Raw genomic sequence first — 25,423 nt, 5'->3', positions numbered from 1 at the left:
ATGTCGATCGACCACCGCCTCGCCCCCGAGCACGAGGAACTGCGCCGCACCGTCGAGGCGTTCGCGCACGACGTGATCGCGCCGAAGATCGGGGAGTTCTACGAGAACCACGAGTTCCCGTACGAGATCATCCGTGAGATGGGCCGGATGGGCCTGTTCGGCCTGCCCTTCCCCGAGGAGTACGGCGGCATGGGCGGCGACTACCTCGCCCTCGGCATCGTCCTCGAGGAGCTCGCGCGGGTGGATTCGTCCGTCGCCATCACCCTCGAGGCGGGCGTCTCGCTGGGCGCGATGCCGATCTTCCGCTTCGGCACCGAGGAGCAGAAGCGCGAGTGGCTGCCGCGGATGTGCTCGGGGGAGATCCTGGGCGCGTTCGGGCTGACCGAGCCCGAGTGCGGTTCGGACGCAGGGGGCACGCGCACCACCGCCCGGCTGGACGAGGCGACGAACGAATGGGTGATCAACGGCAGCAAGTGCTTCATCACCAACTCCGGTACGGACATCACCGGCCTGGTCACGGTCACCGCCGTCACCGGCCGCAAGGACGACGGACGGCCGCTGATCTCGTCGATCATCGTGCCCTCCGGCACCCCGGGCTTCGGTGTCGCGGCCCCGTACTCCAAGGTCGGCTGGAACGCCTCGGACACCCGTGAGCTGTCCTTCTCCGACTGCCGGGTCCCGGCCGCGAACCTGCTCGGCGAGAAGGGCCGCGGCTACGCGCAGTTCCTGCGGATCCTCGACGAGGGCCGGATCGCCATCTCGGCGCTGGCCACCGGGCTCGCCCAGGGCTGTGTCGACGAGTCGCTGGCGTACGCGAAGAGCCGGGAGGCGTTCGGCCGGCCGATCGGCGCCAACCAGGCGATCCAGTTCAAGCTCGCCGACATGGAGATGCGCGCCCACACCGCCCGGCTAGCCTGGCGTGACGCCGCGTCCCGGCTGCTCGCCGGTGAGCCGTTCAAGAAGGAGGCGGCGCTCGCGAAGCTGTACTCCTCGGAGATCGCGGTCACCAACGCGCGGGAGGCCACGCAGATCCACGGCGGCTACGGCTTCATGAACGAGTACCCGGTGGCCCGCATGTGGCGGGACTCGAAGATCCTGGAGATCGGCGAGGGCACCAGCGAGGTGCAGCGGATGCTGATCGCCCGCGAGCTGGGGCTCACGGGCTGACCGGAGCGGGCGGCATTCAGCCGGAGCGGCATTCGTCCGGCGCGGCAGGCATTCGTCCGGCGCGGCGGGCCGTCCCGGCCGGATGCCGGCGACCCGCCTCCCGACGGCTGCCGGCGGGCGGTCCTGGTGACCGGCCGCCCGCGGCCGCCGTCAGCTGCTCGGCCAGGGCACCTGGGGCGAGCGGTAGAAACCGATGCCCAGCGCCGTCCAGCGCGGGCCCTGGGCGGCGAGCCGCACCTTGTAGGCATCCCACTGGTGGGTGGCCGCCGGGGACCAGCCGATCTCGGCGATTCCGGGCAGCCGCGGGAACGCCATGTAGTCGAGGTTCGCGCTGGTCACGAGGGTCTCCGTCCACATCGGAGCCTCGACGCCGAGGACGGCGGAGGCGGGCGCGTTCTTGATGAAGGTGGCGGGGTCCCAGTTGTAGGAGTCCTTCACCTCGACGAGGCCGGCCCAGTCCAGGCCCAGCGGCGTGGAGGCGTTGTACTTCATGTCCAGGTAGGCCCGGTTGGCGGGCGAGAGAATCAGCCGCAGACCGGCCTTGGCCGCGTCCGCGACCTCCTTCTCGCTGCCGTTCGTGCCCCAGTACTGGCCGACGGCCCCGGGGACCGGGTGCGCGCCCGCCAGCTGGTGCCAGGCGATCACGGTCTTGCCGTACTTGGCGACGAGCGGCTGGACCTTGTCCATGAAGGTCACGTAATCGGCGTGGGTCGTGGAGTGCGCCTCGTCGCCGCCGATGTGCAGGTACGGCCCGGGTGTGAGGGCGGCCAGCTCCCCCAGCACCTGGTCCGCGAACCGGTAGGTGACGTCCTTGGACACGCACAGCGAGCTGAATCCCACCTTGATACCCGTGTAGAGCGGCGGGGCGGTGCCGGAGCAGTTCAGCTCCGCGTAGGAGGCGAGGGCCGCGTTGGTGTGCCCCGGCATGTCGATCTCCGGCACCACCGTCAGGTAGCGGCTCGCGGCGTAGCGGACGATCTCGCTGTAGTCGGCCTTCGAGTACGAGCCGCCGGGCCCGCCTCCGACCTGGGTGCTGCCGCCGTAGGTGGCCAGCCGCGGCCAGGAGTCGATGGCGATCCGCCACCCCTGGTCGTCCGACAGGTGCAGATGAAGCTGGTTGATCTTGTAGAGGGCGAGCTGGTCGATGTACCGCTCGACCTGCGCGACGGAGAAGAAGTGCCGGGAGACGTCGAGCATGCCGCCGCGGTAGGCGTAGCGGGGCGCGTCGGTGATGGTGGCGCCCGGCACCGTCCAGGGGCCGCTCTGCACGGAGCGCTTCTCGATCGCGGCGGGGAGCAGCTGGCGCAGCGTCTGCACGCCGTGGAACAGCCCGGCGGCCTGCTCGGCTCCGAGGGTCACCGACTCCCCGGAGACGGCGAGCCGGTATCCCTCCGCGCCGAGTGCCACGGCAGTGTCGCGAGGAGCCCCGGCGCCTGCCGCTCCGACGCCTGCCGCCCCGGTGTCCACCGCTCCGGCAGGGGTCGACGTGCGGCGGGCCGCACTGCTGACCGTCGCCCCCAGCTTCAGCACGATGCCGTCGCGGTCCCCGCCGTCCGCGACGACGGGCAGCGGGTAGCCGGTGGACGGCCGCAGCACCGCGGCGAGGTAGTCGCCGATCTTCCTGGCCTCGGCGGAGTCGCCGGGCACGTGGATGCGGGTTCCGGCGCCGATGGCGTAGGAAGCGCCGCCGGGCTGTACGGAGGCCGGGGCGGGGACGACCCGCGCCAGGACGGCCGCCGAGGCGTCGGCCGCGGCGGCCGGCGCGGCCGGCGGCGCCGAGGCCCAGGCAACGGCGCCGATCATCAGCAGCGAGCACAGGATCTGTGGCAGGTCGTTCCGAACGCTGGGTCGTCTCACCGGGGGAATCCCTTCAGCGGGAGGCGGAGGTAACGCTGTCCCTTGGGTACCGCGCGCACCCGGAGTGGTCAAGGTGTAGACCAATTTCCCCACGCTTTTGGCTCACCGAGATCCGCCTTCTGCCCGGAATCGGGCAGGATTCTTGCAAACGGGCGATGATCACACCAGTATCTACGGATGCCCGACCGCCAGACGTCCCACGAGGACCTTGTCGACCACCTGGTCCGCACCACACCGCTGCACCGCGGTGAGGCGACCCGGGTGATCCAGGACGTGCTGGCGTACTTCGACGAGACGACGGAGCTGTTCGTCCGCCGCCGGCACCGCGAGCTCCAGGCCAAAGGCCTGGTCAACGCGGTGATCTTCGAGCGGATCACCGAGGAGCTGCCGCATCGCGCGGTGGCTCCGCCGGAGCTCTCCCTGCGGCAACTGCGCCGCATCGTCTACGGCTGACGCACGGCTGACACACCACAGCTGTACCTGCATCTGCATCCACCGGTGCCCCCCGCGTGCGGGCGGGGCGCCACCACCAACTGACACACGACGGAGAGGGACGACCATATGTGCGGGATCGTCGGATACATCGGTAAGCGCGACGTGGCTCCGCTGCTGCTGGAAGGCCTGCAGCGGCTGGAGTACCGGGGCTACGACTCGGCGGGCGTCGTCATCACCGGAAAATCCGGGGTCCTCAAGACCGTCAAGGCCAAGGGCCGGGTCCGCGAGCTGGAGGCCCGCATCCCCAAGCGTTTCACCGGCACCACCGGTATCGCGCACACCCGATGGGCCACGCACGGCGCTCCGAACGACGAGAACGCGCACCCCCACCTCGACGCGGACGGCAAAGTCGCCCTGGTCCACAACGGCATCATCGACAACGCCGACGACCTGCGCGCCAAACTGATCGCCGACGGCGTGGAGTTCACATCCGAGACCGACTCCGAGGTCGTCGTGCACCTCATCGGCCGCTCACAGGCCGACACCCTGGAGGCCAAGGTCCAGGAGGCGCTGCGCCGCATCGAGGGCACCTACGGCATCGCCGTCATGCACCAGGACTTCCCCGACCGCATCGTCGTCGCCCGCAACGGCTCGCCGGTCGTGCTCGGCATCGGTGACAAGGAGATGTTCGTCGCCTCGGACGTCGCCGCGCTGGTCAGCCACACCCGCCAGGTCGTCACCCTCGACGACGGCGAGATGGCCACCCTGAAGGCCGACGACTTCCGCACGTACACCACCGAGGGTTCCACCACCTCGGCCACGCCGACCACCGTGGAGTGGGAGGCCGAGTCGTACGACATGGGCGGCCACGACACGTACATGCACAAGGAGATCTCCGAGCAGCCCGACGCGGTCGACCGCGTGCTGCGCGGCCGTATCGACGACCGCTTCTCCACCGTGCACCTGGGCGGCCTGAACCTCGACCCGCGCGAGGCGCGGAGCGTCCGCCGGATCAAGATCCTCGGCTGCGGCACGTCCTACCACGCCGGTCAGATCGGCGCGCAGATGATCGAGGAGCTGGCGCGCATCCCCTCGGACGCCGAGCCGGCCTCCGAGTTCCGCTACCGCAACCCGGTCGTCGACCCCGACACCCTCTACATCGCGGTGTCCCAGTCCGGCGAGACCTACGACGTGCTCGCCGCCGTCCAGGAGCTCAAGCGCAAGGGCGCGCGGGTGCTGGGCGTGGTGAACGTCGTCGGCTCGGCGATCGCCCGCGAGACGGACGGCGGGGTGTACGTGCACGCGGGCCCCGAGGTCTGCGTCGTCTCCACCAAGTGCTTCACCAACACCGTGGTCGCCTTCGGGCTGCTCGCGCTGCACCTCGGCCGGATCCGGGACCTGTCGGTCGCGGACGGCAAGCGGATCATCGCGGGACTGCGGAAGCTGCCCGCGCAGATCGCCGAGATGCTGGAGGGCGAGGCGGAGATCGAGAAGCTGGCCGCGGAGTACGCGGGGGCGAAGTCGATGATGTTCATCGGGCGCGTGCGGGGCTATCCGGTGGCCCGCGAGGCCTCGTTGAAGCTCAAGGAGATCAGCTACATCCACGCGGAGGCGTACCCGGCCTCCGAGTTGAAGCACGGTCCGCTGGCGCTGATCGAGCCGGCGCTGCCGACGGTGGCGATCGTGCCCGACGACGAACTGCTGGAGAAGAACCGGGCGGCGCTGGAGGAGATCAAGGCGCGGAGCGGGCGGATCCTGGCGGTGGCGCACCAGGTGCAGGAGAAGGCGGACCACACCATCGTGGTGCCGAAGAACGAGGTCGAGCTGGACCCGATCCTGATGGGGATCCCGCTGCAGCTGTTCGCCTACCACACGGCGAAGGCGATGGGGCGTGACATCGACAAGCCGCGCAACCTGGCGAAGTCGGTCACGGTGGAGTAGATCCCGCGAACGGCCGGACGGCCTGGGCCGCCGGACAACCTGACGGCCTGACGACGTGACGGCCTGAGCGCAAAAGGCGGGGCCCGGAGGATCCGGGCCCCGCCTTCCGGCGTCAGCGCGCCTTACGGGATCACGATGACCGGGCGTTGGGCTCTGCGGGCCAGGCGGCCGGCCACTGAACCGAAGATGCGGCCGATGAGGCCTTGGGTACCGCCGACGACGATGGCGTCGGCCTCGTACTCGCGGCCGACCTCCTCGAGTTCGTGGCAGATGTCGCCGCCGCGTTCGACCAGGATCCAGGGGACCTCGGCGAGGTGGTCGGCGCAGGCGAGTTCCAGGCCCAGGACCTCGGTCCTGTGGTCCGGTACGTCGACGAAGACCGGGGGTTCGCAACCGGCCCAGACCGTGGCCGGAAGGCGGTTGGCGACGTGGACGATGATCAGGGCCGAGCCCAGGCGGCGGGCCATGCCGATCGAGTACGCGAGCGCCCGCTCGCTGGAGACCGAGCCGTCGAAACCGACGACGACGCCGTGCCGGAAGGCCGGGTCACAGGACGAGCGCAGCTCGGGGGCCGCTTCGGGGAGCGCCGCCGATTCGGCGAGCGGCTTGCCTTCAGCGGGCTCAGGAAGCTCATAACCGGCCATGATGCGGTTTCTCGACGAGGGCGGCGCGGGGACGCCGACCGGCGGACAACGGCGGTCACAGCGGGCTTCGCTGCGTGTTCGGTAATACCCTGACGGGGGCCACGAGGCTGACCGGTTTCGGCCAGTTCGAGGGCTTCCGACCCTGATGACTCCAGAGTACGGCGGAGACGTATCCCTGCACAGCCTCGTCGAGCCTCCGCAGGCATTACATACGCGGAGTTTCCAGGAGGATGCCGGAGCCCGGCCCCGAGCGCAACGTCGCGCCGTCGTCCGGCGGGCCGATTCCGCGCGGCGGGAGGGCGGGCCGGCTCCAGAAGGGCTCCAGAGCGGCTCCAGGGCGGCTCGGCGGCGGCTCCGCGGCGGATCGGGGCCCCCGCAGTGACCCCGGCGCCGCACGTGGAGCACCCCAGACCTGCCCGGAGCGCCGCAGGGCATGAATCCCATCCGCCGCGCAAACCAGATTTCCCGCGGCACCGGCGTGAACAGGACACCCGCCCCCCTCGCGGGCGGCGAATGGCCCGATAGCACCCCGATGACGCCACTGGTCGCGCGGGGCGCCCCGGGGCGGTTGGCTGGCCAGGGGGCGCACAACGGGGCGCCGTTGGGAGGTGCATGCGGGCGGGCCTATGATTTTCGGCCAACTTCTGGCCGTACTGCCCCTGTTGGTAGAAGCCCTTGCTGACATGCCTGTCACCTGCAATGAAACGGCTCCAGGGGGCGTGGAGGGCGGCGTAGGCCACCGCGGGAGCCGGAGGCGTACTTCACAGCGGGCTCGGTGAGTGGAACGCTTCGTGATCGAATGCTTCACGCCACGTGGTCAAGTCGACTTAGCGCCAGGTGGTGAAGTATTCGCAACTGCCTCACCAGGCACACCAAACACAGTAGATTCGATCTTGGGAAATACGGCGGGGGAAACGTGCAGGACCGAGGGGCCGCGTCGATCGAGGGGGGCTTGAGCTCCATGATGAGCCAGGAGTCCAGGACCGGTACGGCGATGGAGAACCTGTCGCCATCCGCCGGATCCTCAGCACCGTCAGCGTCGTCCCGCGCCACTCGCAAACTGTCCGCGCGGCGGCGTGCCGAAGTCGTCGCCGTGCTGCTGTTCAGCGGCGGGCCGATCTTCGAAAGTTCCATCCCGCTCTCCGTGTTCGGCATCGACCGGCAGGACGCGGGCGTGCCCCGCTACCGGCTGCTGGTCTGCGCCGGCGAGGACGGGCCACTTCGCACCACCGGGGGTTTGGAACTCAGCGCCCCCTACGGACTCGAGGCGCTCTCACGGGCCGGCACCGTCGTGGTGCCCGCCTGGCGCTCGATCTCCCAGCCACCGCCTCCCGAGGCCCTCGACGCGCTGCGCCGGGCCCATGAGGAAGGCGCCCGGATCATCGGCCTGTGCACAGGGGCGTTCGTACTGGCCGCCGCGGGGCTTCTGGACGGCCGCCCCGCGACCACCCACTGGATGTACGCGCCCACCTTGGCCAAGCGCTATCCCTCCGTACATGTGGACCCCCGGGAGCTGTTCGTGGACGACGGAGACGTACTGACCTCGGCCGGCACCGCGGCCGGAATCGACCTCTGCCTGCATGTCGTGCGCACCGACCACGGCGCCGAGGCGGCGAACGCGCTCGCCCGGCGGCTCGTGGTGCCGCCGCGCCGCAGCGACTGGCCCTCCAGCCAGCGTCACCTCGACAGGTCATTACCAGAAGAGATCGGTGGCGACCCGCTGGCCGAGGTCGTCGCCTGGGCGCTGGAGCACCTGCACGAGCAGTTCGACGTGGAGGCCCTGGCGGCGCGCGCCTACATGAGCCGCAGGACCTTCGACCGGCGCTTCCGGTCGCTGACCGGCAGCGCCCCGCTGCAGTGGCTGATCACGCAGCGGGTGCTGCAGGCGCAGCGGCTGCTGGAGACGTCCGACTTCTCGGTGGACGAGGTGGCGGGCCGCTGCGGCTTCCGCTCCCCCGTCGCGCTGCGCGGGCACTTCCGGCGCCAGCTGGGGTCGTCGCCCGCCTCCTACCGTGCCGCGTACCGGGCCCGGCGCCCGCAGGACGACCCGGAGCGGCCACCAGCACCGGCCGAGCACCTGCCGCCGCGCCGGGGCACGCCGCCGCAGCTCCTGACGGTGCCGGGCAAGCCCGACTCCGACGTGTACGCCCCGCGAGTGCCGGAGCAGAGCCGCATGGACGGCACCGACGGTGTCATCAGGGGACGGCTGCGCGCGGAGCGCATCGCACGCGGCCGCAACCCGGCTATGCCTGGTCCACGCGATCGCCCCTTAGGGTGAGACCCATGAACGACCGCATGGTGTGGATCGACTGCGAGATGACCGGGCTGTCGCTGGCCCACGACGCGCTCGTAGAGGTGGCCGCGCTGGTCACCGACTCGGAGCTGAACATTCTCGGTGAGGGGGTGGAGATCATCATCCGCCCGCCCGCCGAGTCCTTGACGACCATGCCCGACGTCGTACGCGAGATGCACACCGCCTCCGGGCTCCTGGAGGAGCTCGAAGGCGGTGTGACGCTCGAGGAGGCCGAGAAGCTGGTGCTCGACTACGTGCGCGAGCACGTCTCCGAGCCGCGCAAGGCCCCGCTGTGCGGGAACTCGGTCAGCACGGACCGCGGCTTCCTCGCACGGGACATGCCGGCCCTCGAACAGCACCTCCACTACCGGATCGTGGACGTCTCCTCCATCAAGGAGCTCTCCCGCCGGTGGTACCCCCGGGCGTACTTCAACAGCCCGGAAAAGAACGGCAACCACCGCGCCCTGGCGGACATCCGCGAGTCCATCGCGGAGCTGCGGTACTACCGCGAAGCCGTCTTCGTGGCGCAGCCCGGCCCGGACACCGACACCGCCCGGGCCATCGCGGCGAAGCACGTCCTGGCCGCCGAATAGCCTGAGGCGAGCACCCTCCCGGACCCTGTATGCTTCTTCAGGTCGGCGCCGAGAAGCGCCGGACATGGTGGGTGTAGCTCAGTTGGTAGAGCACCTGGTTGTGGTCCAGGTGGCCGCGGGTTCAAGTCCCGTCACTCACCCTGAACGATCAAGCCCCGATCTGCGAACGCAGGTCGGGGCTTCTTCGTGTTCGGATCCCGGGGGCTCCGCGGGGCGGGGAGCCCGGACATGTGGCCGACGTCACACTGTCCGGTGAACGGCCCCCCGGCCTCCGGCCCCTATGCCGAGTCCCGCCGCACCAGTTCCGTGGCGAGCACCACGTGCCGCCGCACCGACGTGCGTTCCGCGATCTCCTCCAGGAGGACGCGGGCCATGGTGCGGCCCATCTCCTCGATGGGCTGCCGCACGCTCGTGAGGGCCGGGTCCATGTGGCGGGCGATGACGGAGTCGTCGAAGCCGACGAGGGCCACGTCGTCGGGGACCCGCCGGCCGGCTTCGCGCAGCACCTGGAGCGCGCCGGAGGCCATGACGTCGGAGGCGGCGAAGACGGCGTCCACGTCGGGCCGACGGGCGAGCAGTTCCCGCATCGCGCGCCGGCCGCCCTCCTCGGTGAAGTCGCCGCGGACGACGAGCGACGCGTCGTCGCCCAGGCCCGCCGCGTCAACGGCCTGGCGGTACCCGTCGAGGCGGCAGCGGGCGACGTACATGTCGACGGGGCCGGCGATGGTGGCCACGACGCGGCGGCCGCGGCCGAGCAGGTAGCCGACGGCGGACCGGGCGCCGCCGACGTTGTCGGAGTCCACGTAGGAGACGGACTCCAGGTCGGAGCGCCGGCCGTTCAGGACGGCGGGCATGTCCAGCTGCTCCAGCAGGTCGGGCAGCGGGTCGTCCTCGTGGACGGAGACGAGCAGGACGCCGTCGACCCGGTGGGCGCTGAGGTACTGGGCGAAGCGGGAGCGCTCCTTGGGTGTTCGGATCAGCGTCAGCAGCAGCTGCATGTCGGTGTCGGCGAGCTCGGCACCGACCCCGCGGATGATGTCGGAGAAGTACGGCTCGGCGAAGAGCCGGGTCTCGGGCTCCGGGATGACGAGCGCGATGGCGTCCGTCCGGTTGCCGGCGAGCGCGCGGGCGGCCCGGTTGGGGACGTACCCCAGCTCGGCGATGGCGACCTCGACCGCGGCCTTGGCCCGGTCGCTCACCCGTGGGGACCCGTTGATGACCCGCGAGACCGTGCCGCGGCCCACTCCGGCGCGCGCGGCGACCTCCTCGAGCGTGGGCCGTCCGCTGTGCCGACCGTTCACGGTCACTTCCGCCTCCCGACATGACTGACGCGCCATCCTAGGCGCTCCGACGCACTGCCCGTGAGAGCGCTCCCACGATTCCTCACGATAGCGGCCATACCGCGCCCCTTTCGTTCAAGAAGTGATCGAAGGTCCGGCCCGGACACGTTCCGGCAACGAAATGGACTTCATCTCTTGACACTTCACCCCCTGAGGCACGAATGTTCCGGCAAGCCCACGTGGGAGCGCTCCCACAATCTCGTCGTCACACGAACGTCAGATCGAACGCCAGAACCACCCTGGACAAGGAGAGTGGAATGCGCACTTCCAGCGGCACTCGTGCCCGCAGAACCGCCCTGATCGCGGTCGCGGGGCTCGCGGCCTGCGCGACCCTGATCACCGGTTGCAGCAGCGACTCGGACTCGGGCAAGAAGGAGAACGCGGGCACCGAGAACATCACGCTGCACGTCGGCGACTTCGGCTCGTTCGGCTACGACGACAAGACGGGCGCGGCCCTGTTCTCGGAGTACCACAAGCTGCACCCGAACATCACGATCGTCGAGGACAACGTCGCCGACGGCCAGAAGTACTGGGACGCGCTCAAGCTGCACCTGTCCCAGGGCAGCGGCCTGGCCGACATCCAGGCGATCGAGGTCGGCTTCATCGCCGAGGCGACCGCCACGCTGGGCGACAAGTTCATCGACCTCGGCAAGGCCAACGGGGTCGACACCACCAAGTGGCTGGACTGGAAGGAGAAGCAGGCCACCACGAAGAGCGGTCAGGTGATCGGGCTCGGCACCGACGTCGGCCCGATGGCGGTCTGCTACCGCAAGGACCTGTTTCAGCAGGCCGGTCTGCCGGCCGACCGCGAGGCCGTCGCCGCGCTGTGGGCGGGCGACTGGACCAAGTACATAGCGGTCGGGAAGCAGTTCAAGGCCAAGGCCCCGGCCGGGGTGTCCTTCACCGACTCCGCCAGCGGTGTCTTCAACGCCGTGGTCTCCAGCCAGGCGCAGCAGTACTCCGACGATCAGGGCAAGCTGATCTACGACAGCAGCCCGGGTGTGAAGAAGGCCTGGGACCTGGCCGTGGAAGCGGCGCAGCAGGGCCTGAGCGGCAAGCTGCGGCAGTTCGACGACAAGGGCACCTGGAACGCGGCGTTCAAGAACTCCAAGTTCGCCACGATCGCCTGCCCGAGCTGGATGACCGGCATCATCAAGGAGCAGGGCGGCCCGGCCAACGCGGCCAAGTGGGACATCGCCGCCGCGCCCGAGGCCGGTAACTGGGGCGGTGCCTTCCTGTCCGTTCCCAAGGCGGGCAAGCACACCGCCGAGGCGACCGCGCTGGCCGCCTGGCTGACCGCGGCCGAGCAGCAGGCGAAGGTGTTCGCCAAGAACGGCAACATCCCGTCCACCAAGGCAGGCCTCGACTCGCCGACCGTGACGGGCGCGACCAACCCGTACTTCGGCACCGCGCCGGTCGGCAAGGTGTACACGGCGACCGCCAAGGGCGTCACCCCGGCCCCGATCGGCCGCTACGACGGCCAGGTGAAGACCTACATCACCGACAACGGGATCCTCGACATCGAGCAGCACGGCACGTCCAAGGACAAGGCGTGGTCCAACGTGCAGGCGTTGGTCAAGGACAAGATCGACCAGTAGCCGGCCGGGCCGCCCGGCAGTGACCACTCCTGCCGGGCGGCCCGCCTTCACGACGCTGATCCGGTCGTGGCCGACGGTCCCGACCGGGACCGGCCCCGATCCACCGAGACCGACCGATCGACCCGACCGGGAAGGACGCCACTCGTGGCCACCTCCGTCAGGGCGTCGGCCGACGGCAGTCCGCCGCCGGCCCGGCCCGTCCCCGCCTCCGCACCGCCGGGCACTCCCGGCTCCCCCGCCGGCCCCTCCTGGCGCTCGCGGCTGTACCGCCTGGACCTCAAGGCGACGCCGTACGCGTACATCGCCCCCTTCTTCATCTGCTTCGCCGCCTTCGGGCTCTTCCCGCTGATCTACACGGGCTGGCTCTCGTTCCACCAGGTCGAACTGGGCGGCTCCGCGCAGTGGCGCGGCTTCGACAACTACACCCGGCTGTGGGACAGCGAGTTCTTCTGGAACGCGCTGCGCAACACGTTCTCGCTGGGGGTGATCTCCACCGTCCCGCAGCTGCTGATGGCGCTGGGCCTGGCCCATCTCCTGAACTACAAGCTCCGGGGGCGCGGGTTCTTCCGGGTGGCGGTGCTGGCCCCGTACGCGACGTCGATCGCGGCGGCCTCGCTGGTCTTCGTGCAGCTCTTCAACCCGGACTACGGGATGGTCAACCAGCTGCTGAGCCACTTCGGGGTGGACCACATCCAGTGGGAGGCCGACAAGTGGCCGTCCCAGATCGCCATCTCGACGATCGTCACCTGGCGCTGGACGGGGTACAACGCGCTGATCTACCTCGCGGCGATGCAGGCCGTGCCGGGCGATCTGTACGAGGCGGCCGCGCTCGACGGGGCCTCGCGCTGGCGGCAGTTCATCAACATCACCATCCCCTCGATCCGTCCCACGATCCTGTTCACGATCATCGTCTCGACGATCGGGGCGACCCAGCTGTTCGGCGAACCGATGCTGTTCGGCGGCGGTCTGGGCGTCAGCGGCGGATCGGCGCACCAGTACCAGACGCTCAGCCTCTACATGTACGAGAAGGGCTGGCAGAACGGGGCGCTCGGACAGGCGTCGGCCGTCGCGTGGGTCATGCTCCTGATCCTCCTGCTCGTGGGTGCCATCCAACTGATCATCACGCGGGTGAACCGCAGGAAGCTGGGGGGCTGACCCATGGCACACGCAGTCGCCGACCGCAGCGCGCGCCGGGCGGGGCCCGGTTCCGCCGCTCCCCCGCCCAAACGGCGGCGCTTCCGGGCCCGTGCCGGACGGCAGGACCACGCGGGGCCCGTCACGTACGCGGTCCTGGTCTTCGCCGCGCTGGTCTCGCTCTTCCCGCTGTACTGGACGATCGTCGCGGCCTCCAGCACCGACACCGAGATCGTGCAGCCGCCGACCGAGCTGCTGCCCGGCAGCCATCTGATCGACAACCTGAAGATCGCCTGGGACCAGGTCCACATGGGCCAGGCGCTGATCAACTCCACCATCGTGGCCGGGTTCGTCTCGCTCAGCACGGTGCTGTTCGCCACGCTGGCCGGCTTCGCCTTCGCGAAGCTGCGCTTCCGGGGCCGCAACGGGCTGCTGACCCTCGTCGTCGCGACGATGACGATCCCGCCGCAGCTCAGCGTGATTCCGCTCTACCAGATCATCACCGATCTGGGGTGGGTGGGCCAACTGCAGTCGGTCATCCTGCCGTCGCTGGTGGCGGCCTTCGGGGTGTTCTTCATGCGGCAGTTCCTCGCCGAGGCCCTGCCGATCGAGCTGATCGAGGCGGCCCGGGTGGACGGGGCGCACAGCCTGCGGATCGTCTGGCACGTGGTCTTCCCGATCGCCCGGCCGGCCATGGCGGTGCTGGGGATGCTGGTCTTCGTCCAGTCCTGGAACGACTTCTTCTGGCCGTTCATCGCACTGAACCAACAGAACCCCACCGTGCAGGTGGCGCTGGCCGGACTGGGTTCCGGCGACCACACCATCGACCACGCGGTCGTGCTGACCGGTGCGCTGATCGCGACCGTGCCGCTGCTGCTGGTCTTCGCCCTGCTCGGCAAACACATCGTGGGCGGCATCACCGCCGGCGCGGTCAAGAGCTGACCCTCCCGCCGGCCCACCGCCCCTCCCCACACTCATCCTTTGGAGTGCCCCCGTATGACCGCTGTCCGTCCCGAGACCGCATCCACCGGTCTGCTCCGCTTTCCGCCCGGCTTCGTCTGGGGCGCGGCCACCGCCGCCTACCAGATCGAGGGTGCCGTGGCCGAAGACGGCCGCACGCCCTCCATCTGGGACACCTTCAGCCACACCCCGGGCCGGGTCCACAACGGCGACACCGGTGACATCGCGGCCGACCACTACCACCGGTTCCGTGACGACGTCGCCCTGATGTCCGACCTCGGCCTGGGCGCCTACCGCTTCTCCGTCTCCTGGTCGCGGGTCCAGCCCACCGGCCGGGGGCCCGCCGTCCAGCGCGGCCTGGACTTCTACCGCGCGCTCGCCGACGAGCTGCTCGACAAGGGGATCACCCCGGTCGCGACCCTCTACCACTGGGACCTGCCGCAGGATCTGGAGGAGGTCGGCGGCTGGACCGTGCGCGACACCGCCGAGCGGTTCGCCGAGTACGCCGCGATCATGGCGAGCGCCCTCGGCGACCGCGTCCCGTACTGGACCACCCTCAACGAGCCGTGGTGCTCGGCGTTCCTGGGCTACGGCTCCGGGGTGCACGCACCCGGCCGTACCGAGCCCGACGCCGCCCTGAAGGCGGCCCACCATCTCAATCTCGCCCATGGCCGGGCGATCGGGGCTCTGCGCTCCATACTCCCCGCTACCGCGCAGACCTCGATCACCCTCAATCTCCACCAGGTGCGCCCGCTCGACCAGTCGCCCGCGGCGCTGGACGCCGCGCGCCGGATCGACGCCGTCGGCAACCGGGTCTTCACCGGGCCGATCCTGCACGGCGGGTACCCGGCGGACCTGCTCGAGGACACCGCGCACCTCGTGGACTGGCAGGCGCTGGTCCACGACGGCGACCTCGCCGAGATCTCCCGCCCCATCGACCTGCTGGGCATCAACTACTACACGCCGACGGTCGTCTCGGGCCCGCTGCCCGTGCAGGACGGGGCCGACGCCACCCGCTTCGACGGCCACGGCGCCAGCGCGCACTCCCCGTGGCCCGGCTCCGAGCAGGTCGCCTTCCACCTCCCGCCCGGCGAGACCACGGCGATGAGCTGGGCGGTCGACGCCAGCGGGCTGTACGACCTGCTGCGGCGCATGGCCGAGGAGAACCCCGGCCTGCCGCTGATGGTCACTGAGAACGGCGCCGCCTTCGACGACTACGTCTCCCCCGAGGGCACGGTCAACGACCCCCGGCGGATCGACTACCTGCGCGGCCACCTCGCCGCCGTGCACCGCGCGATCGCGGACGGCGCCGATGTCCGCGGCTACTTCCTGTGGTCGCTGATGGACAACTTCGAATGGTCCTACGGCTACAGCAAGCGGTTCGGCGCGGTGTACGTGGACTACGCCACCCAGACGCGGATCCCGAAGTCCAGCGCCCACTGGTACGCCCAGGTCGCCCGCACGGGTGAGATCACGGAGCCCGACGCTCCGTAACGGACGCGGGGGGTGCGGCGGTTCGAGGGTGCTGTCGCGACCCCTCGCACGGCAGCGGCCCACCGGCGGGAGGCTCCGCCGGTGGGCCGCTGTGGGCGTGCGCGATCAGGTCGGGGCAGGTCAGCCGAAGGCGCCGAACGCCTTCGTGAAGGCCAGGTCGCCCTGGACGATCGAGCTGCAGCTCGCGTCGGCGTAGTTCTTCGCGCCGCCGGGGCACTGCTTGTCACGGGTCGAGGACCACATCGACAGCCAGCCCAGGCCCTTGGACTTCGCGAAGTTCACCAGCTGCGTCGCGTCGTCGACCGTGAAGATCTCGGTGTTGACGTCGTTCACACCGATCATCGGGGTGACCGCCACCGCCTTCCAGGCGGCCGCGTCGGACAGTCCGAGCACGCTCTTGACCTGCGCCTGCGTAGCGGTGGCGCCGTCGATCGCGTACTGGCCCATGTCGCCGTTGAACGCGGGTCCGTAGTCCATCGCCATGATGTTGACCGTCGAGATGTTCACGCCGTTCTTCTTGGCGTTGGCCAGCAGGTTGATGCCGTCCTGCGTCAGACCGGTCGGCATCGCGGGGAGCGTGTACGAGACGTCGAGGCCGCTGTGGCTCTTCTGGAGCGCGGCGATGGCCTGCGCGCGACGGCTGTTGGACGCGGTGTCCGGCAGCGCGCCGCCCTCGATGTCGAAGTCGACCTTGGTCAGCTTGAACTGGTCGACGGCCTTGCCGTAGGCGGCCGTCAGATCGGCGACCGACGAGCAGGCCGTGCCCAGCTCGGTGCCGGACGCGCCGCCGAACGAGACGCGGACGTCGCCGCCGGCTGCCCGCAGCGCGCCTATCTGGCCGGCCACCGAGTCGGCGCCGAGCTCCGTCACGCCGCCCCACTTGGGGGTGCAGCCGCCGCCGGAGGTGATGAAGGCGAGGTTGTACTGCTTGACGCCGGTGCTCTTCGCGGTGCCGACCATGTCGTAGGCCGGGTACAGCGAGGTGTCGATGTACGGCGAGAAGCCCGCGCCGGCGACCGGGGTGGTGGTGCCGCCGGTCTTGGTGGGCGTGGGGGTCGGCGTGCTGGTCTTCGTGGGCGTCGGCGTCGCGGTCCTCGTCGGGGACGGCGTCGCGGTCGGGCTCGCGGTCACGGTCGGCCGGCCGCTCGGGGTGGCGGTCGGGCCGCTGTCCACCGAACACTTGGCGTCGTTGATCAGGCAGTTGACGGGGTCGGCCGCGGTGCCGCCGGACGCCGCCACGAACCCGACGTTCACCTTCGCGCCCGGCGCCACGGTGCCGTTCCAGCTCTCCGGCTTCACGGTGACGTGCTGGCCGTTCGCGGTGAACTTGCCGTTCCACAGCGAGCTCAGCGTGGTGCCGGCCGGCAGGTCGAACGAGAGGGTCCAGCCGGCGAGCGCCTTGTCCGAGGAGTTGGTGATCTCGTACTGGCCGGTGTAGCCGCCGGTCCAGCCGCTCGTCTTGGTGTAGGCGGCGCCGACCGGAGCGGCACTCGCTGATCCGGCCAGCGCGAAGGCGCCTCCCGCCACGACTCCCACGGCGACGAGGCCACCGATCGCTTTGGTCTTGAGCCCGGGTCGACGGCGGTGCGTGCTGGCCATACCGGCCTGCCTTTCGTGGGGGGCGGGGTGCGGCACGACGCTAGCGCGGGCGGAACGGACAAAAGCCCTGACCACAGCGGGGGTTGGGGTTCTTATGGCGCCCTTAAGGGAGGGATCGGAGCGGGTTAATGGTTCAGACCACTGGCACGGGACTTCTGTCCCGATCTGCGACGGCGGCGTGCCACACGGTGACCCCGGCCGGAGTCGCCGGAGCCGGGACGCAGCGCCAGCCAGACCCGGACCTCGGTGCCGCCGAGCACGGAGTGGCCGATGGCGATGTCGCCGCCGGTGGACTCGGCGACCCGGCGCACGATGTCGAGTCCCAGACCCGTGGAGCCCGGCCCGCCGTCGCCCTGACCGCGGCGCAGCGCGGCCGCGGGGTCCTTGATGCCGGTCCCGGCGTCGGAGACCAGCACGATCACGGCGTCCTCGCCGTTGTGCATGTCCACGGAGAACGCGGCGCCCTCCGGGGTGTGCCGGAAGACGTTGCCGAGCATGGCGTCGAGCGCGGCGGCCAGCTCGCCGCGCGCCACCGGCACCCGGACCGGCCGGTCCACGCCCGCGGTGCGCGCCTCGCGCCCCTGGTCCTCCGCGAGGGCGGACCAGAACGCCATGCGCTCACGGATCACCTCGGCAGCGTCGCAGCCGGCCACGACCGGTGCGGTGATCTGCTGTTCGCGCGCGGTGCGGATGATCGTGTCGACCTCGCGCTCCAACTGTGCGACGGCCTCGCGGGTCTGCTCGGCGACGGGCCCGTTGCCGAGCGAGGCGGCGTTGAGCCGGAGCACGGTGAGCGGGGTGCGCAGCCGGTGCGAGAGGTCGGCGGCCAGCTCGCGCTCGTTGGCGAGCAGTTGGACGACCTGGTCGGCCATGGCGTTGAACGCGACCGCCACCGAGCGCAGTTCCGACGGCCCGGCCTCCGAGACCCGTACACCGAGGTCGCCGCGGCCCAGCGCGTTCGCCGCGTTCGCCAGTCGGCCGGCCGGCCGCACCATCCGGGTGCCGAGCCGGTCGGCGATGGCCACCGAGCCGACGATCAGCCCGATGCCGACCGCCGCCAGCACCATCCACGCGGTGGCGACGCCGCGGGTGATGTCGCTGTCCGGCACGTAGACCTCGACGACTGCGACCGTGCCCGAGCTGACCGCGTTCGGCTGCAGCAGCGCGTATCCGCCGCGGACCCCGACGGTGGAGGCCCGGCCGCGGCTGGACGCGGCGTCCATCGCGGCGTTGGAGGAGCGGTGCTTCCCGATCTCCACCGGGGCGGAGCCGGCGGTGGCCGGCACCCGCAGCGCCATCCGGCCGTCCGCGCCGGCCTGGGTGGACGCGAGCGCCCGTTCCAGCTGGACGCGGTCGGTGGTGATGGCCAGCGCGGGGCCGATCGCGGCGGCCTGCCGTTCGGCGTTGGAGAAGGCCCGGTCGCGGGCCAGCTCCTTGACCACCAGTCCCAGCGGGACGGCGAACGCGACGACGACCATCGCGGTCACCGCCAGGCACACCTTGACGAGCAGCCACCTCATGCGGGTGGCTCCAGCTTCACCCCGACACCGCGCAGCGTGTGCAGATACCGCGGCCGGGCAGCGGTTTCGCCCAGTTTGCGACGGAGCCAGGACAGATGGACGTCGATCGTCTGGTCGTCGCCGTAGGACTGCTGCCACACCTCGGCGAGCAGTTCCCGGCGCGCCACGACGACGCCGGGGCGCGCCGCGAGGAAGGCCAGCAGGTCGAACTCGCGGCGGGTCAGGTCCAGCGTCACCCCGTCGAGCTCCGCCCGCCGCCTGCGCACGTCGATCCGCAGCCCGCCGACCGCGAGCAGCGCGGTCTCGTCGGGCGCGGCCTCCCGGCCGCGTGCCCGGCGCAGCACGGCGGACATCCGGGCGGACAGGTGCTCGACCGAGAACGGCTTGACGAGATAGTCGTCGGCGCCCGCGTTGAGCAGCCTGACCACCTCCGCCTCGTCGTCACGGGCGGTGGCGATGATCACCGGGACGTCGGTGATCCCGCGCAGCATCTTCAGCGCCTCCGACCCGTCCAGGTCGGGGAGGCCGAGATCCAGGATCACGACATCGAAACCGACCTGCGCCACCTCGCGCAGCGCCTCCAGAGCCGTGCCCACACTGCGTACGGTGTGGGCCGCCTCGGTGAGGTGCCGGATGAGGGCGGAGCGCACGAACTGGTCGTCCTCGACCACGAGCACACTTGCCATGGCCCGCACGGTAGCCCATTCGGGGGACGCGGTACGGGTCGGTCCGCTTACGCCTCCGCGGCCGCACCCCTTAGCAGCTCCTCCGACCGCCCCACCCGCGTTCGAACGTATTCGCGCACGCCAGGACAGGTTCCGGGCGCCGAAGGCCCGGCCCGGACGGGCGTACGGCAGGATGTGCCGATGCAACGAGGATTGCTTCACGCCGGGGCCTGGACGCTCGCGACCTCCGCCGCGGTGACGATGTCGTGGTTCGGGGTGCACTCCGTGCTCACCGGTACCGCCTACGATCCGCCGCGCGCGCTCCCGGTCTCCGACGCCGTCGCCGGCTCCTCGGCGCAGCCGGTGGCCTCCTCCACGCACCGGCCGAAGCCGACGCCGTCCACGAAGTCGCCCTCGCCGACCGCCCCGCCCACCACCAAGCCCGCGACGAAGGCGTCGTCCACGCCGCCGGTGCGGCCCCCCGGCGCCTCGCACGACGCCTCCACCAGCAACACCACGGGCAATGTGCACAGTTACAAGGTCACCGGCGGCCGCGTCGTGCTGGACCTCGGGCCGTCCTCGGCCACCCTCGTCTCGGCGACTCCCGACTCGGGCTGGGAGATGAAGGTCTGGAAGCTGGACGAGTGGATCCGGGTGGACTTCACCGGGGGCGCCGCCACCTCGTCGGTCTTCTGCACCTGGAACGGCCACCCGCCGATGGTGGAGATGTACAAGGCCTGACCCGCTGCGCACGCGTCAGCGGAAGACCGACTCCGGCGGGGCCGGTGACGGTGCCGCCGTCGCGTCGGTGACCGGGACGGCGCCGCCGGCGAAGTCGGCCAGCGGGCGGCCGTGTTCGACGCGGCCGGGATGCGGATCGGAGGCGACCCGCCGGGTCAGCTCGGCGAGCGGCAGCTCGACGTCGGCGGCGAGCAGGATGGCGTTGCCGAAGCGGCGGCCGCGCAGCACGGCCGGGTCGGCGGACACACAGACCTCGGCGAAGGCGGACCGCGCGGTGGCGATCTGGGCGCGCAGGAAGCCGAGCGCGCCGCCGTCGGCGAGGTTGGCCGTGTAGAAGCCGCCGGGGCACAGCGCGCGCCTGACCTCGTGCAGGAACTCGGCACTGGTCAGATGTGCGGGGGTGCGGGCACCGCCGAAGACGTCGGCGATGACCAGGTCGGCCCAGCCGTCCGGGACCTTGCCGAGCCCGGCCCGCGCGTCGCCGCCGCGTACCTTGATCCGCCAGGTCCTGTCCCACGGCAGCTCACGGCGGACCAGCTCGACGAGTGGACCGTCGAGCTCGACGGCCTGCTGCGTGGAGCGCGGCCGGGTCGCGGCGGTGTACCGGGCCAGGGTGAGCGCGCCGCCGCCCAGGTGGAGCACCTGCAGCGGGCGCCCCGGGGGCGCTACCAGGTCGATGATGTGGCCGATCCTGCGCTGGTACGAGAAGTCCAGGTACGACGGGTCGTCGAGATCGACGTGCGACTGCGGGGCACCGTCGATGAGCAGCGTCCAGCCGCGCGGCCGCTCCCGGTCCGGGACCAGCTCGGCCTGCCCGCCGCCGACCGCGGCGCCGACCGCTTCCCTCGCCTGTGCTCTTCCGCCCTGCTTCTTGCCCGCCACCCGACCAGTATCGGTCAGCGGTCGATCAGACGCCGCCGGCCAGCCTGATCGTGCGGGCCGCCTCGCCGAGCGCCGCCCGCAGTACGGCCGGGTCGGTGGCGGTGAGCCGGTCGGGCCCGCTGTCCGGCGGCACCAGCCAGCCGGAACCGGCCACCGACGGCTCCGCGCCGATGGAGAAGCCGCGCCCGTTGCTCCGCGTACACGAACTGCCGGGCAGGTCCCAGCCGTCGGCGGTGCCCTGCGGCACCAGGAAGCCGATGCCGTCCCCCGCGTCGTCGTGCAGCACCGGCCCCACGCGGGTGCGCAGCCGCAGGATGTCGACGGCTTCCAGGCCCTGCTGGGTCGGGACGGTGACGAGATCGCAGGGCGGCGTCGACGGCGGCAGTTCGCTCTGCTCCGGACTCGGTTCGTGCCGATCGGTGTGCAACAAGGGGAACCCTCCTCGCGGGCGGACGCAGCACCGCCCTTATGAGGGGTACAACGCGCCTCCGCGTCAACAGCTACGGCCACCTAACACCGCAAGGGGTGGCATTTCATGGCAGATCCAGGGTGAGATATCCGTTTTGTAGGCAAACTCTCGGTATCCGGACCATGACAGCCGGTACGGTCGTCGCGCCGTCCGCACCAGGAGTCCGCCATGGCTTCACCGTCCTCCAGCCCCGATCCAGCCCGTCCCGCCACCATGGCCAACGCGGCCTTCCGGCAGTTGCGCGGAGACCGCTCCCCCAACGAGTTCGCGGCGGCGGTACGCCGTTCCGCCCGCGAGATCGGCGAGCAGGTCAGCTGCGACGCCCGGTACATCGGGCGGGTGGAGGCCGGGGAGATCCGGTGCCCCAACTACGCCTACGAGCGGGTGTTCCGCCACATGTTCCCCGGCCGTTCGCTGGGGGACCTGGGCTTCGCCCCCCGCGAGGCGGTGCGGGGCAGACGCGGCGGCGCGCCACCGCAAGAGACGTATGAATCCGAGTTCGAGGAGAGCGACGTGCTGCGTCGCGTGTTCATGACCGGCGGCCCCGTCGTCATCGCGACCGCCCTGGCGTCCGACCCGCGCCGGGTCGGTGTCAACGACGTCCAGGCCGTGGAGGACGCCGTCCGGCACATCCGGCTGCACGACGACCGGCACGGCGGGGACGGCCTGTTCGAGCAGGCCGGCCAGGCGCTGCGCACCGCCTGCCGACTGCTCGACGAGGGCGCCTACAGCCAGTCCGTGGCCGACGGCCTGTACGCCGGGGCGGGCGAACTCGCCGTCTCCGTCGGATGGCTGGCCCACGACTCCGGCCGGTTCGGCGACGCCCGCTCCTACTATGCCGAGGCCCTGGCGACGGCCCGGGTGTCGGGCGACGCGGCCCTGGAGGCGCACGCGTTCTGCAACACCGCCTTCCTCGCCCGTGACGCGGGCCGGCCGCACGAGGCGGTCCGGGCCGCCCAGGCGGCCCAGGCCGCCGCCAAGCGCCTGGCGTCGCCCCGGCTGCTGTCGCTGCTCGCCCTGCGCGAAGCGAACGGCCGGGCGGGGCTCGGTGACCGCGTCGGCTGCGAGCGCGCGCTGTCGCGCGCCCAGTCCCTCTTCGGCCGCGGCCCGTCCGACGCCGACCCGCAGTGGATGACGTTCTTCGGCGAGGCCGAACTCGCGGGCCTGGAGGCCCAGTCCTGGTCCGCCCTCGGGGACCACCGCCGCGCGGCGGACTCCGCGCGGCGCGCGGTCAGCCTCCAGGACCCGCACTTCACCCGCAACATCGCCCTCTACGGTGCCGAGCTGTCGGCGAACCTCGCCGCCGGCAACCGCCCGGACGAGGCGGCCGCCGCAGGCTCCCGCGTCCTCGACCTCCTCGGCCGCGTCCAGTCCTCCCGGGTGAGAGCCCTCCTCGGCACCACAGCCACCCGCCTCCGCCCCCACCACCGGACAGCGGCGGTCGCCGAGTTCATGAACCGCCAGAGGTAGCGCCTCCGGGCCGGGATCCGGCCCCGGCCCGGAGGGCCCGGTCACCGACCCCGCAACGTCACCCGAGATGACCGGTGTCGTTCCAGCGTTCCATCGCCGGTTCGCCGTAAGCCCAGCCCAGGATCGACAGCGACGCCGGGTCCAGGCGGATCGACGCGCCGAACGAGGGGTCCAGGCCCAGCCAGCGGGCGCCCAGTGTCCGCAGGAAGTGCCCGTGGGCGAAGACGAGTACGTCGCGGTCGGCCGACCGGGCCCACGCCACCACCTCGTCCGCCCGCGCCGCGACCGCGGCGAGCGCTTCCCCGCCCACGATCCCGTCCCGCCAGATGTTCCACCCGGGCCGGCCCGCCGCGCGTTCGCGCTCCGCGATGCCGTCGGGGGTGAGCCCTTCGTAGTCGCCGTAGTCCCACTCCATCAGCGCGTCCCACGCGGTGGCGCGGCCGCCGAAGCCGGTGAGCTCGCAGGTCTCGCTCGCCCGGACGAGCGGGCTGGTGCGGACCTCGACGCCCGGCAGCCCGCCCCAGGGCGCGCCGCTCAGCCGGTCGGCGAGCAGCCGCGCGGTACGGCGGCCCTCCTCGGTGAGGGGGATGTCGGTACGGCCGGTGTGGCGGCCGGAGAGGGACCACTCCGTCTGGCCGTGACGGACCAGAAGGATGCGCGGAGCCATGCGGAGGGACCTTTCATCACGTAATGGAGATCACGCCATCATCGCGCACTCCGGGCGCCCCGGCCGATGAGGCCGGTCAGCAGTCCGTCGAGCCCGAGTTCGTACTGGGCCATTCCCGCGTCCTGGGCGATGGCGAGCTCGGGGACGAGCTCGGTGAGCGCGGGGTAGCGGTCGGCGGGGAGGTCGGCGAGCCGGGCGCGCACCCGCTCGCGCAGCCCGTCCTCGCACAGGGCGCGGTCCCGCCGGACGTTCCACAGCGCGGACCCGACCGTGTACTGCATGAGGGCGACGTGGGCGCGCGCGGCGTCGACCCGGTCGAGGCCGGCGGCGCGCAGCAGGCCGAGCATGCGGTCGATGACGGCGATGGCCTCGTCGCCGCGCATCGGCCGGGTGGTGAGGAGCTGCAGGGCCGACGGGTGTTCGGCGAAGAGCCGGAAGACACTGCGACATACCTCACGCAGTTGCTCGCGGGCGTCACCGTCGACCTCACCCGCGGCGGGCAGCTCGACTTCTCCGAGGAGCCGCTGGGCGACGGCGTCGCTGATCTCCTCCTTGCTCCGGAAGTGCGAGTAGACGGCCATCGTGCCGACGCCGAGCTGCGCGGCGAGAGCGCGCATGGTGAACGCCTCGGCGCCGTCACGGTCGAGAAGTGTGACCGCCGCGTCGAGGATTCTGTCCGGATTGAGCGTGTTTCGGGGAGCGCGGCGCCGGGGGGAGCGGGCCGGCTGGGTGACGGTCATGCCATTCTCTAACTTCTCACGGGGAGCAACCTGGGAGGGTGCCCCTGGCGTCTTCCCTCCCGCATACCCGACCAAGAGATGCTGAACACGGGACAAACAGTATGTGGCCGGGAATTTCCGGGGCGATGTGCGGGCTGTCTAGCGTACGACGTACGGTAGAGCCTACGACATGGTCCGCAACGAGCCACATCCGCAGAACGGGGAGAACGGCCGCATGACGATCACCGCCACAGCGCCTCGCGCCTCGGCCTATCGGGGCCGGCTGCGCTGGTGGACCGAGCTGCCGCTCATCGCCGTCGTGTACGCCCTGTACTCGTCCGGCCGCCTCCTGGTCCGCGGCGACGTGGCCAACGCCATGGAGAGCGGGATCGACATCCTGCATCTCGAACAGCTGATGCGGATCGACCCGGAGCGCTGGCTCAACGGCATCTTCACGAAGCACGCGGCGATCGGTGTCCCCGCGGACTTCGCGTACGCCTCCCTGCACTACCTCGTGACGCCCGCGATCCTGGTGTGGCTGTGGCGGCGGCGGCCGACGCACTACCGCGCGGCCCGCACGTGGCTGATGCTCTCCACCCTGATCGGCCTGATCGGCTTCACCCTGACGCCCACGGCCCCGCCGCGGCTGCTCGACGCCAGCCACGGCTTCATCGACACCATGGCGCAGTACGGCTCCTACGGCTGGTGGGGCCAGGAGGCCAGCGCCCCGCGCGGCCTGGGCGGGCTCACCAACCAGTACGCGGCGATGCCGAGCCTGCACGTCGGCTGGGCGCTGTGGTGCGGGATCATGCTCTGGCGTTACGGGCGGACCCCGCTGGTGCGCTCGCTGGGCATCCTGTACCCGCTGATCACCACGTTCGTGGTGATGGGCACCGCCAACCACTACCTGCTGGACGCGGTCGCCGGTGCGGCCGTCATGGGCATCGGGTACCTGCTGGCCCCGAAGGCCCTGCACGCCGTCGACGCGCTGCGCGCCCGGCGGGCCGTCCGGTCCGGCGCCACCACCTCGGCGGAGGGCCACAGCCCGGTCGTCGCGGCCTCGGCGGACGTCTCCGGCACGAAGTCGAGGGCCCCGGCTCCGGGGGCTTCCAGGAGCACGCCGCACGACCCGGCACCCAGCGGGGTCCCGACCCCGCGGACGGCGTCGGAGGACGAGCACAGAACCGACCCCTCGGGCAGGTCTTCCGTGGGTCAGAGCCGATTGTCGTAGCGGG

General features: G+C 71.3%; 22 protein-coding genes and 1 tRNA gene. 13 read left to right on the top strand and 10 right to left on the bottom strand.

Annotated elements, in window-relative coordinates; all coding sequences use genetic code 11:
• Positions 1-1,167, top strand: coding sequence for an acyl-CoA dehydrogenase family protein (locus tag O3X23_RS05885; RefSeq protein WP_269270046.1), 1,167 nt, complete (start codon positions 1-3; stop codon positions 1,165-1,167).
• 150 nt (positions 1,168-1,317) lie between these two features.
• Here the strand turns inward: O3X23_RS05885 and O3X23_RS05880 are convergent, their stop codons facing one another.
• Positions 1,318-2,970 (bottom strand): beta-N-acetylhexosaminidase, encoded by a 1,653-nt coding sequence (locus O3X23_RS05880; protein WP_269270103.1) that lies wholly within the window; start codon positions 2,968-2,970, stop codon positions 1,318-1,320.
• A 231-nt stretch (positions 2,971-3,201) separates the two neighbouring features.
• Here O3X23_RS05880 and O3X23_RS05875 point away from each other — a divergent pair, with 231 nt between their 5' ends.
• Positions 3,202-3,477, top strand: a complete 276-nt coding sequence (locus tag O3X23_RS05875) for a hypothetical protein (protein ID WP_269270045.1) — start codon at positions 3,202-3,204, stop codon at positions 3,475-3,477.
• A 108-nt stretch (positions 3,478-3,585) separates the two neighbouring features.
• Complete coding sequence (glmS, locus tag O3X23_RS05870; RefSeq protein ID WP_269270044.1) at positions 3,586-5,400, top strand: glutamine--fructose-6-phosphate transaminase (isomerizing); 1,815 nt, start codon at positions 3,586-3,588, stop codon at positions 5,398-5,400.
• 122 nt (positions 5,401-5,522) lie between these two features.
• On the opposite strand, the gene O3X23_RS05865 is transcribed toward glmS, so the two are convergent.
• On the bottom strand, positions 5,523-6,044 hold the full coding sequence (locus O3X23_RS05865) for a universal stress protein (RefSeq protein WP_269270043.1): 522 nt from the start codon (positions 6,042-6,044) through the stop codon (positions 5,523-5,525).
• A gap of 994 nt (positions 6,045-7,038) precedes the next feature.
• On the opposite strand from O3X23_RS05865, the gene O3X23_RS05860 reads away from it, so the two are divergent.
• From O3X23_RS05860 to O3X23_RS05850, 3 genes are all read left to right on the top strand, one after another.
• The gene (locus O3X23_RS05860) at positions 7,039-8,322 is read left to right on the top strand and encodes a helix-turn-helix domain-containing protein (RefSeq protein WP_269270102.1); all 1,284 of its coding nucleotides are present in this window, start codon (positions 7,039-7,041) and stop codon (positions 8,320-8,322) included.
• Positions 8,323-8,327: 5 nt separating this feature from the next.
• A complete protein-coding gene (gene orn / locus O3X23_RS05855) occupies positions 8,328-8,930 on the top strand; it encodes an oligoribonuclease (RefSeq protein ID WP_269270042.1) in 603 nt (200 codons plus the stop codon).
• A 67-nt stretch (positions 8,931-8,997) separates the two neighbouring features.
• A tRNA-His gene (locus O3X23_RS05850) sits at positions 8,998-9,070 on the top strand.
• A gap of 138 nt (positions 9,071-9,208) precedes the next feature.
• On the opposite strand, the gene O3X23_RS05845 is transcribed toward O3X23_RS05850, so the two are convergent.
• Entirely contained in the window at positions 9,209-10,267 is a 1,059-nt protein-coding gene (locus tag O3X23_RS05845; RefSeq protein WP_269270041.1) for a LacI family DNA-binding transcriptional regulator, read from the bottom strand.
• A gap of 260 nt (positions 10,268-10,527) precedes the next feature.
• Here O3X23_RS05845 and O3X23_RS05840 point away from each other — a divergent pair, with 260 nt between their 5' ends.
• From O3X23_RS05840 to O3X23_RS05825, 4 genes are all read left to right on the top strand, one after another.
• Positions 10,528-11,868: an ABC transporter substrate-binding protein gene (locus O3X23_RS05840; protein WP_269270040.1), complete on the top strand. Its 1,341-nt coding sequence runs from the start codon at positions 10,528-10,530 to the stop codon at positions 11,866-11,868.
• A gap of 144 nt (positions 11,869-12,012) precedes the next feature.
• Positions 12,013-13,023 carry a carbohydrate ABC transporter permease gene (locus O3X23_RS05835; protein ID WP_269270039.1) on the top strand — a complete coding sequence of 337 codons (1,011 nt, stop codon included), beginning with the start codon at positions 12,013-12,015 and terminating at the stop codon, positions 13,021-13,023.
• A gap of 3 nt (positions 13,024-13,026) precedes the next feature.
• A complete protein-coding gene (locus O3X23_RS05830) occupies positions 13,027-13,944 on the top strand; it encodes a carbohydrate ABC transporter permease (protein WP_269270038.1) in 918 nt (305 codons plus the stop codon).
• Between the two features lie 54 nt (positions 13,945-13,998).
• Positions 13,999-15,456, top strand: coding sequence for a GH1 family beta-glucosidase (locus O3X23_RS05825; protein WP_269270037.1), 1,458 nt, complete (start codon positions 13,999-14,001; stop codon positions 15,454-15,456).
• Between the two features lie 120 nt (positions 15,457-15,576).
• Here O3X23_RS05825 and O3X23_RS05820 read toward each other — a convergent pair whose 3' ends face one another.
• The 3 genes from O3X23_RS05820 to O3X23_RS05810 form a co-directional block, all read right to left on the bottom strand.
• On the bottom strand, positions 15,577-17,055 hold the full coding sequence (locus O3X23_RS05820) for a cellulose binding domain-containing protein (protein WP_269270036.1): 1,479 nt from the start codon (positions 17,053-17,055) through the stop codon (positions 15,577-15,579).
• 125 nt (positions 17,056-17,180) lie between these two features.
• Positions 17,181-18,575: a sensor histidine kinase gene (locus O3X23_RS05815; protein WP_269270035.1), complete on the bottom strand. Its 1,395-nt coding sequence runs from the start codon at positions 18,573-18,575 to the stop codon at positions 17,181-17,183.
• Entirely contained in the window at positions 18,572-19,261 is a 690-nt protein-coding gene (locus O3X23_RS05810) for a response regulator transcription factor (RefSeq protein ID WP_269270034.1), read from the bottom strand. Before O3X23_RS05810 ends, O3X23_RS05815 begins: the two co-directional genes overlap by 4 nt.
• Before the next feature lie 180 nt (positions 19,262-19,441).
• On the opposite strand from O3X23_RS05810, the gene O3X23_RS05805 reads away from it, so the two are divergent.
• Positions 19,442-19,981: a hypothetical protein gene (locus O3X23_RS05805; protein WP_269270033.1), complete on the top strand. Its 540-nt coding sequence runs from the start codon at positions 19,442-19,444 to the stop codon at positions 19,979-19,981.
• Between the two features lie 15 nt (positions 19,982-19,996).
• On the opposite strand, the gene O3X23_RS05800 is transcribed toward O3X23_RS05805, so the two are convergent.
• On the bottom strand, positions 19,997-20,863 hold the full coding sequence (locus tag O3X23_RS05800; protein ID WP_269270032.1) for a spermidine synthase: 867 nt from the start codon (positions 20,861-20,863) through the stop codon (positions 19,997-19,999).
• A gap of 25 nt (positions 20,864-20,888) precedes the next feature.
• Entirely contained in the window at positions 20,889-21,290 is a 402-nt protein-coding gene (locus O3X23_RS05795; protein ID WP_443047777.1) for a hypothetical protein, read from the bottom strand.
• A gap of 210 nt (positions 21,291-21,500) precedes the next feature.
• Between O3X23_RS05795 and O3X23_RS05790 the strand changes: the two genes are divergently transcribed.
• Positions 21,501-22,802, top strand: a complete 1,302-nt coding sequence (locus tag O3X23_RS05790; RefSeq protein ID WP_269270031.1) for a tetratricopeptide repeat protein — start codon at positions 21,501-21,503, stop codon at positions 22,800-22,802.
• A 58-nt stretch (positions 22,803-22,860) separates the two neighbouring features.
• On the opposite strand, the gene O3X23_RS05785 is transcribed toward O3X23_RS05790, so the two are convergent.
• Both O3X23_RS05785 and O3X23_RS05780 read right to left on the bottom strand, forming a co-directional pair.
• On the bottom strand, positions 22,861-23,469 hold the full coding sequence (locus O3X23_RS05785) for a histidine phosphatase family protein (RefSeq protein ID WP_269270030.1): 609 nt from the start codon (positions 23,467-23,469) through the stop codon (positions 22,861-22,863).
• 38 nt (positions 23,470-23,507) lie between these two features.
• The gene (locus O3X23_RS05780) at positions 23,508-24,209 is read right to left on the bottom strand and encodes a TetR/AcrR family transcriptional regulator (protein WP_269270029.1); all 702 of its coding nucleotides are present in this window, start codon (positions 24,207-24,209) and stop codon (positions 23,508-23,510) included.
• Between the two features lie 214 nt (positions 24,210-24,423).
• Here O3X23_RS05780 and O3X23_RS05775 point away from each other — a divergent pair, with 214 nt between their 5' ends.
• On the top strand, positions 24,424-25,419 hold the full coding sequence (locus O3X23_RS05775; RefSeq protein ID WP_269270028.1) for a phosphatase PAP2 family protein: 996 nt from the start codon (positions 24,424-24,426) through the stop codon (positions 25,417-25,419).
• Positions 25,420-25,423: the final 4 nt, after the last annotated feature.

The sequence above is a fragment of the Streptomyces sp. H39-S7 genome (assembly GCF_027158205.1).
GTDB lineage: Bacteria > Actinomycetota > Actinomycetes > Streptomycetales > Streptomycetaceae > Actinacidiphila.
This window is presented reverse-complemented; position numbering and strand designations above follow the sequence as displayed.

Bases quoted from the DNA above. Each gene is read 5' to 3' on its own strand.
- O3X23_RS05860 (WP_269270102.1), top strand. From the start codon at position 7,039: ATGGAGAACCTGTCGCCATCCGCCGGATCCTCAGCACCGTCAGCGTCG.
- O3X23_RS05780 (WP_269270029.1), bottom strand. From the start codon at position 24,209: ATGACCGTCACCCAGCCGGCCCGCTCCCCCCGGCGCCGCGCTCCCCGA.
- O3X23_RS05775 (WP_269270028.1), top strand. From the start codon at position 24,424: ATGACGATCACCGCCACAGCGCCTCGCGCCTCGGCCTATCGGGGCCGG.
- O3X23_RS05825 (WP_269270037.1), top strand. From the start codon at position 13,999: ATGACCGCTGTCCGTCCCGAGACCGCATCCACCGGTCTGCTCCGCTTT.
- O3X23_RS05845 (WP_269270041.1), bottom strand. From the start codon at position 10,267: ATGGCGCGTCAGTCATGTCGGGAGGCGGAAGTGACCGTGAACGGTCGG.
- O3X23_RS05815 (WP_269270035.1), bottom strand. From the start codon at position 18,575: ATGAGGTGGCTGCTCGTCAAGGTGTGCCTGGCGGTGACCGCGATGGTC.
- glmS (WP_269270044.1), top strand. From the start codon at position 3,586: ATGTGCGGGATCGTCGGATACATCGGTAAGCGCGACGTGGCTCCGCTG.
- O3X23_RS05810 (WP_269270034.1), bottom strand. From the start codon at position 19,261: ATGGCAAGTGTGCTCGTGGTCGAGGACGACCAGTTCGTGCGCTCCGCC.
- O3X23_RS05880 (WP_269270103.1), bottom strand. From the start codon at position 2,970: ATGATCGGCGCCGTTGCCTGGGCCTCGGCGCCGCCGGCCGCGCCGGCC.
- orn (WP_269270042.1), top strand. From the start codon at position 8,328: ATGAACGACCGCATGGTGTGGATCGACTGCGAGATGACCGGGCTGTCG.
- O3X23_RS05805 (WP_269270033.1), top strand. From the start codon at position 19,442: ATGCAACGAGGATTGCTTCACGCCGGGGCCTGGACGCTCGCGACCTCC.
- O3X23_RS05865 (WP_269270043.1), bottom strand. From the start codon at position 6,044: ATGGCCGGTTATGAGCTTCCTGAGCCCGCTGAAGGCAAGCCGCTCGCC.
- O3X23_RS05885 (WP_269270046.1), top strand. From the start codon at position 1: ATGTCGATCGACCACCGCCTCGCCCCCGAGCACGAGGAACTGCGCCGC.
- O3X23_RS05820 (WP_269270036.1), bottom strand. From the start codon at position 17,055: ATGGCCAGCACGCACCGCCGTCGACCCGGGCTCAAGACCAAAGCGATC.
- O3X23_RS05790 (WP_269270031.1), top strand. From the start codon at position 21,501: ATGGCTTCACCGTCCTCCAGCCCCGATCCAGCCCGTCCCGCCACCATG.
- O3X23_RS05840 (WP_269270040.1), top strand. From the start codon at position 10,528: ATGCGCACTTCCAGCGGCACTCGTGCCCGCAGAACCGCCCTGATCGCG.
- O3X23_RS05785 (WP_269270030.1), bottom strand. From the start codon at position 23,469: ATGGCTCCGCGCATCCTTCTGGTCCGTCACGGCCAGACGGAGTGGTCC.
- O3X23_RS05830 (WP_269270038.1), top strand. From the start codon at position 13,027: ATGGCACACGCAGTCGCCGACCGCAGCGCGCGCCGGGCGGGGCCCGGT.
- O3X23_RS05875 (WP_269270045.1), top strand. From the start codon at position 3,202: ATGCCCGACCGCCAGACGTCCCACGAGGACCTTGTCGACCACCTGGTC.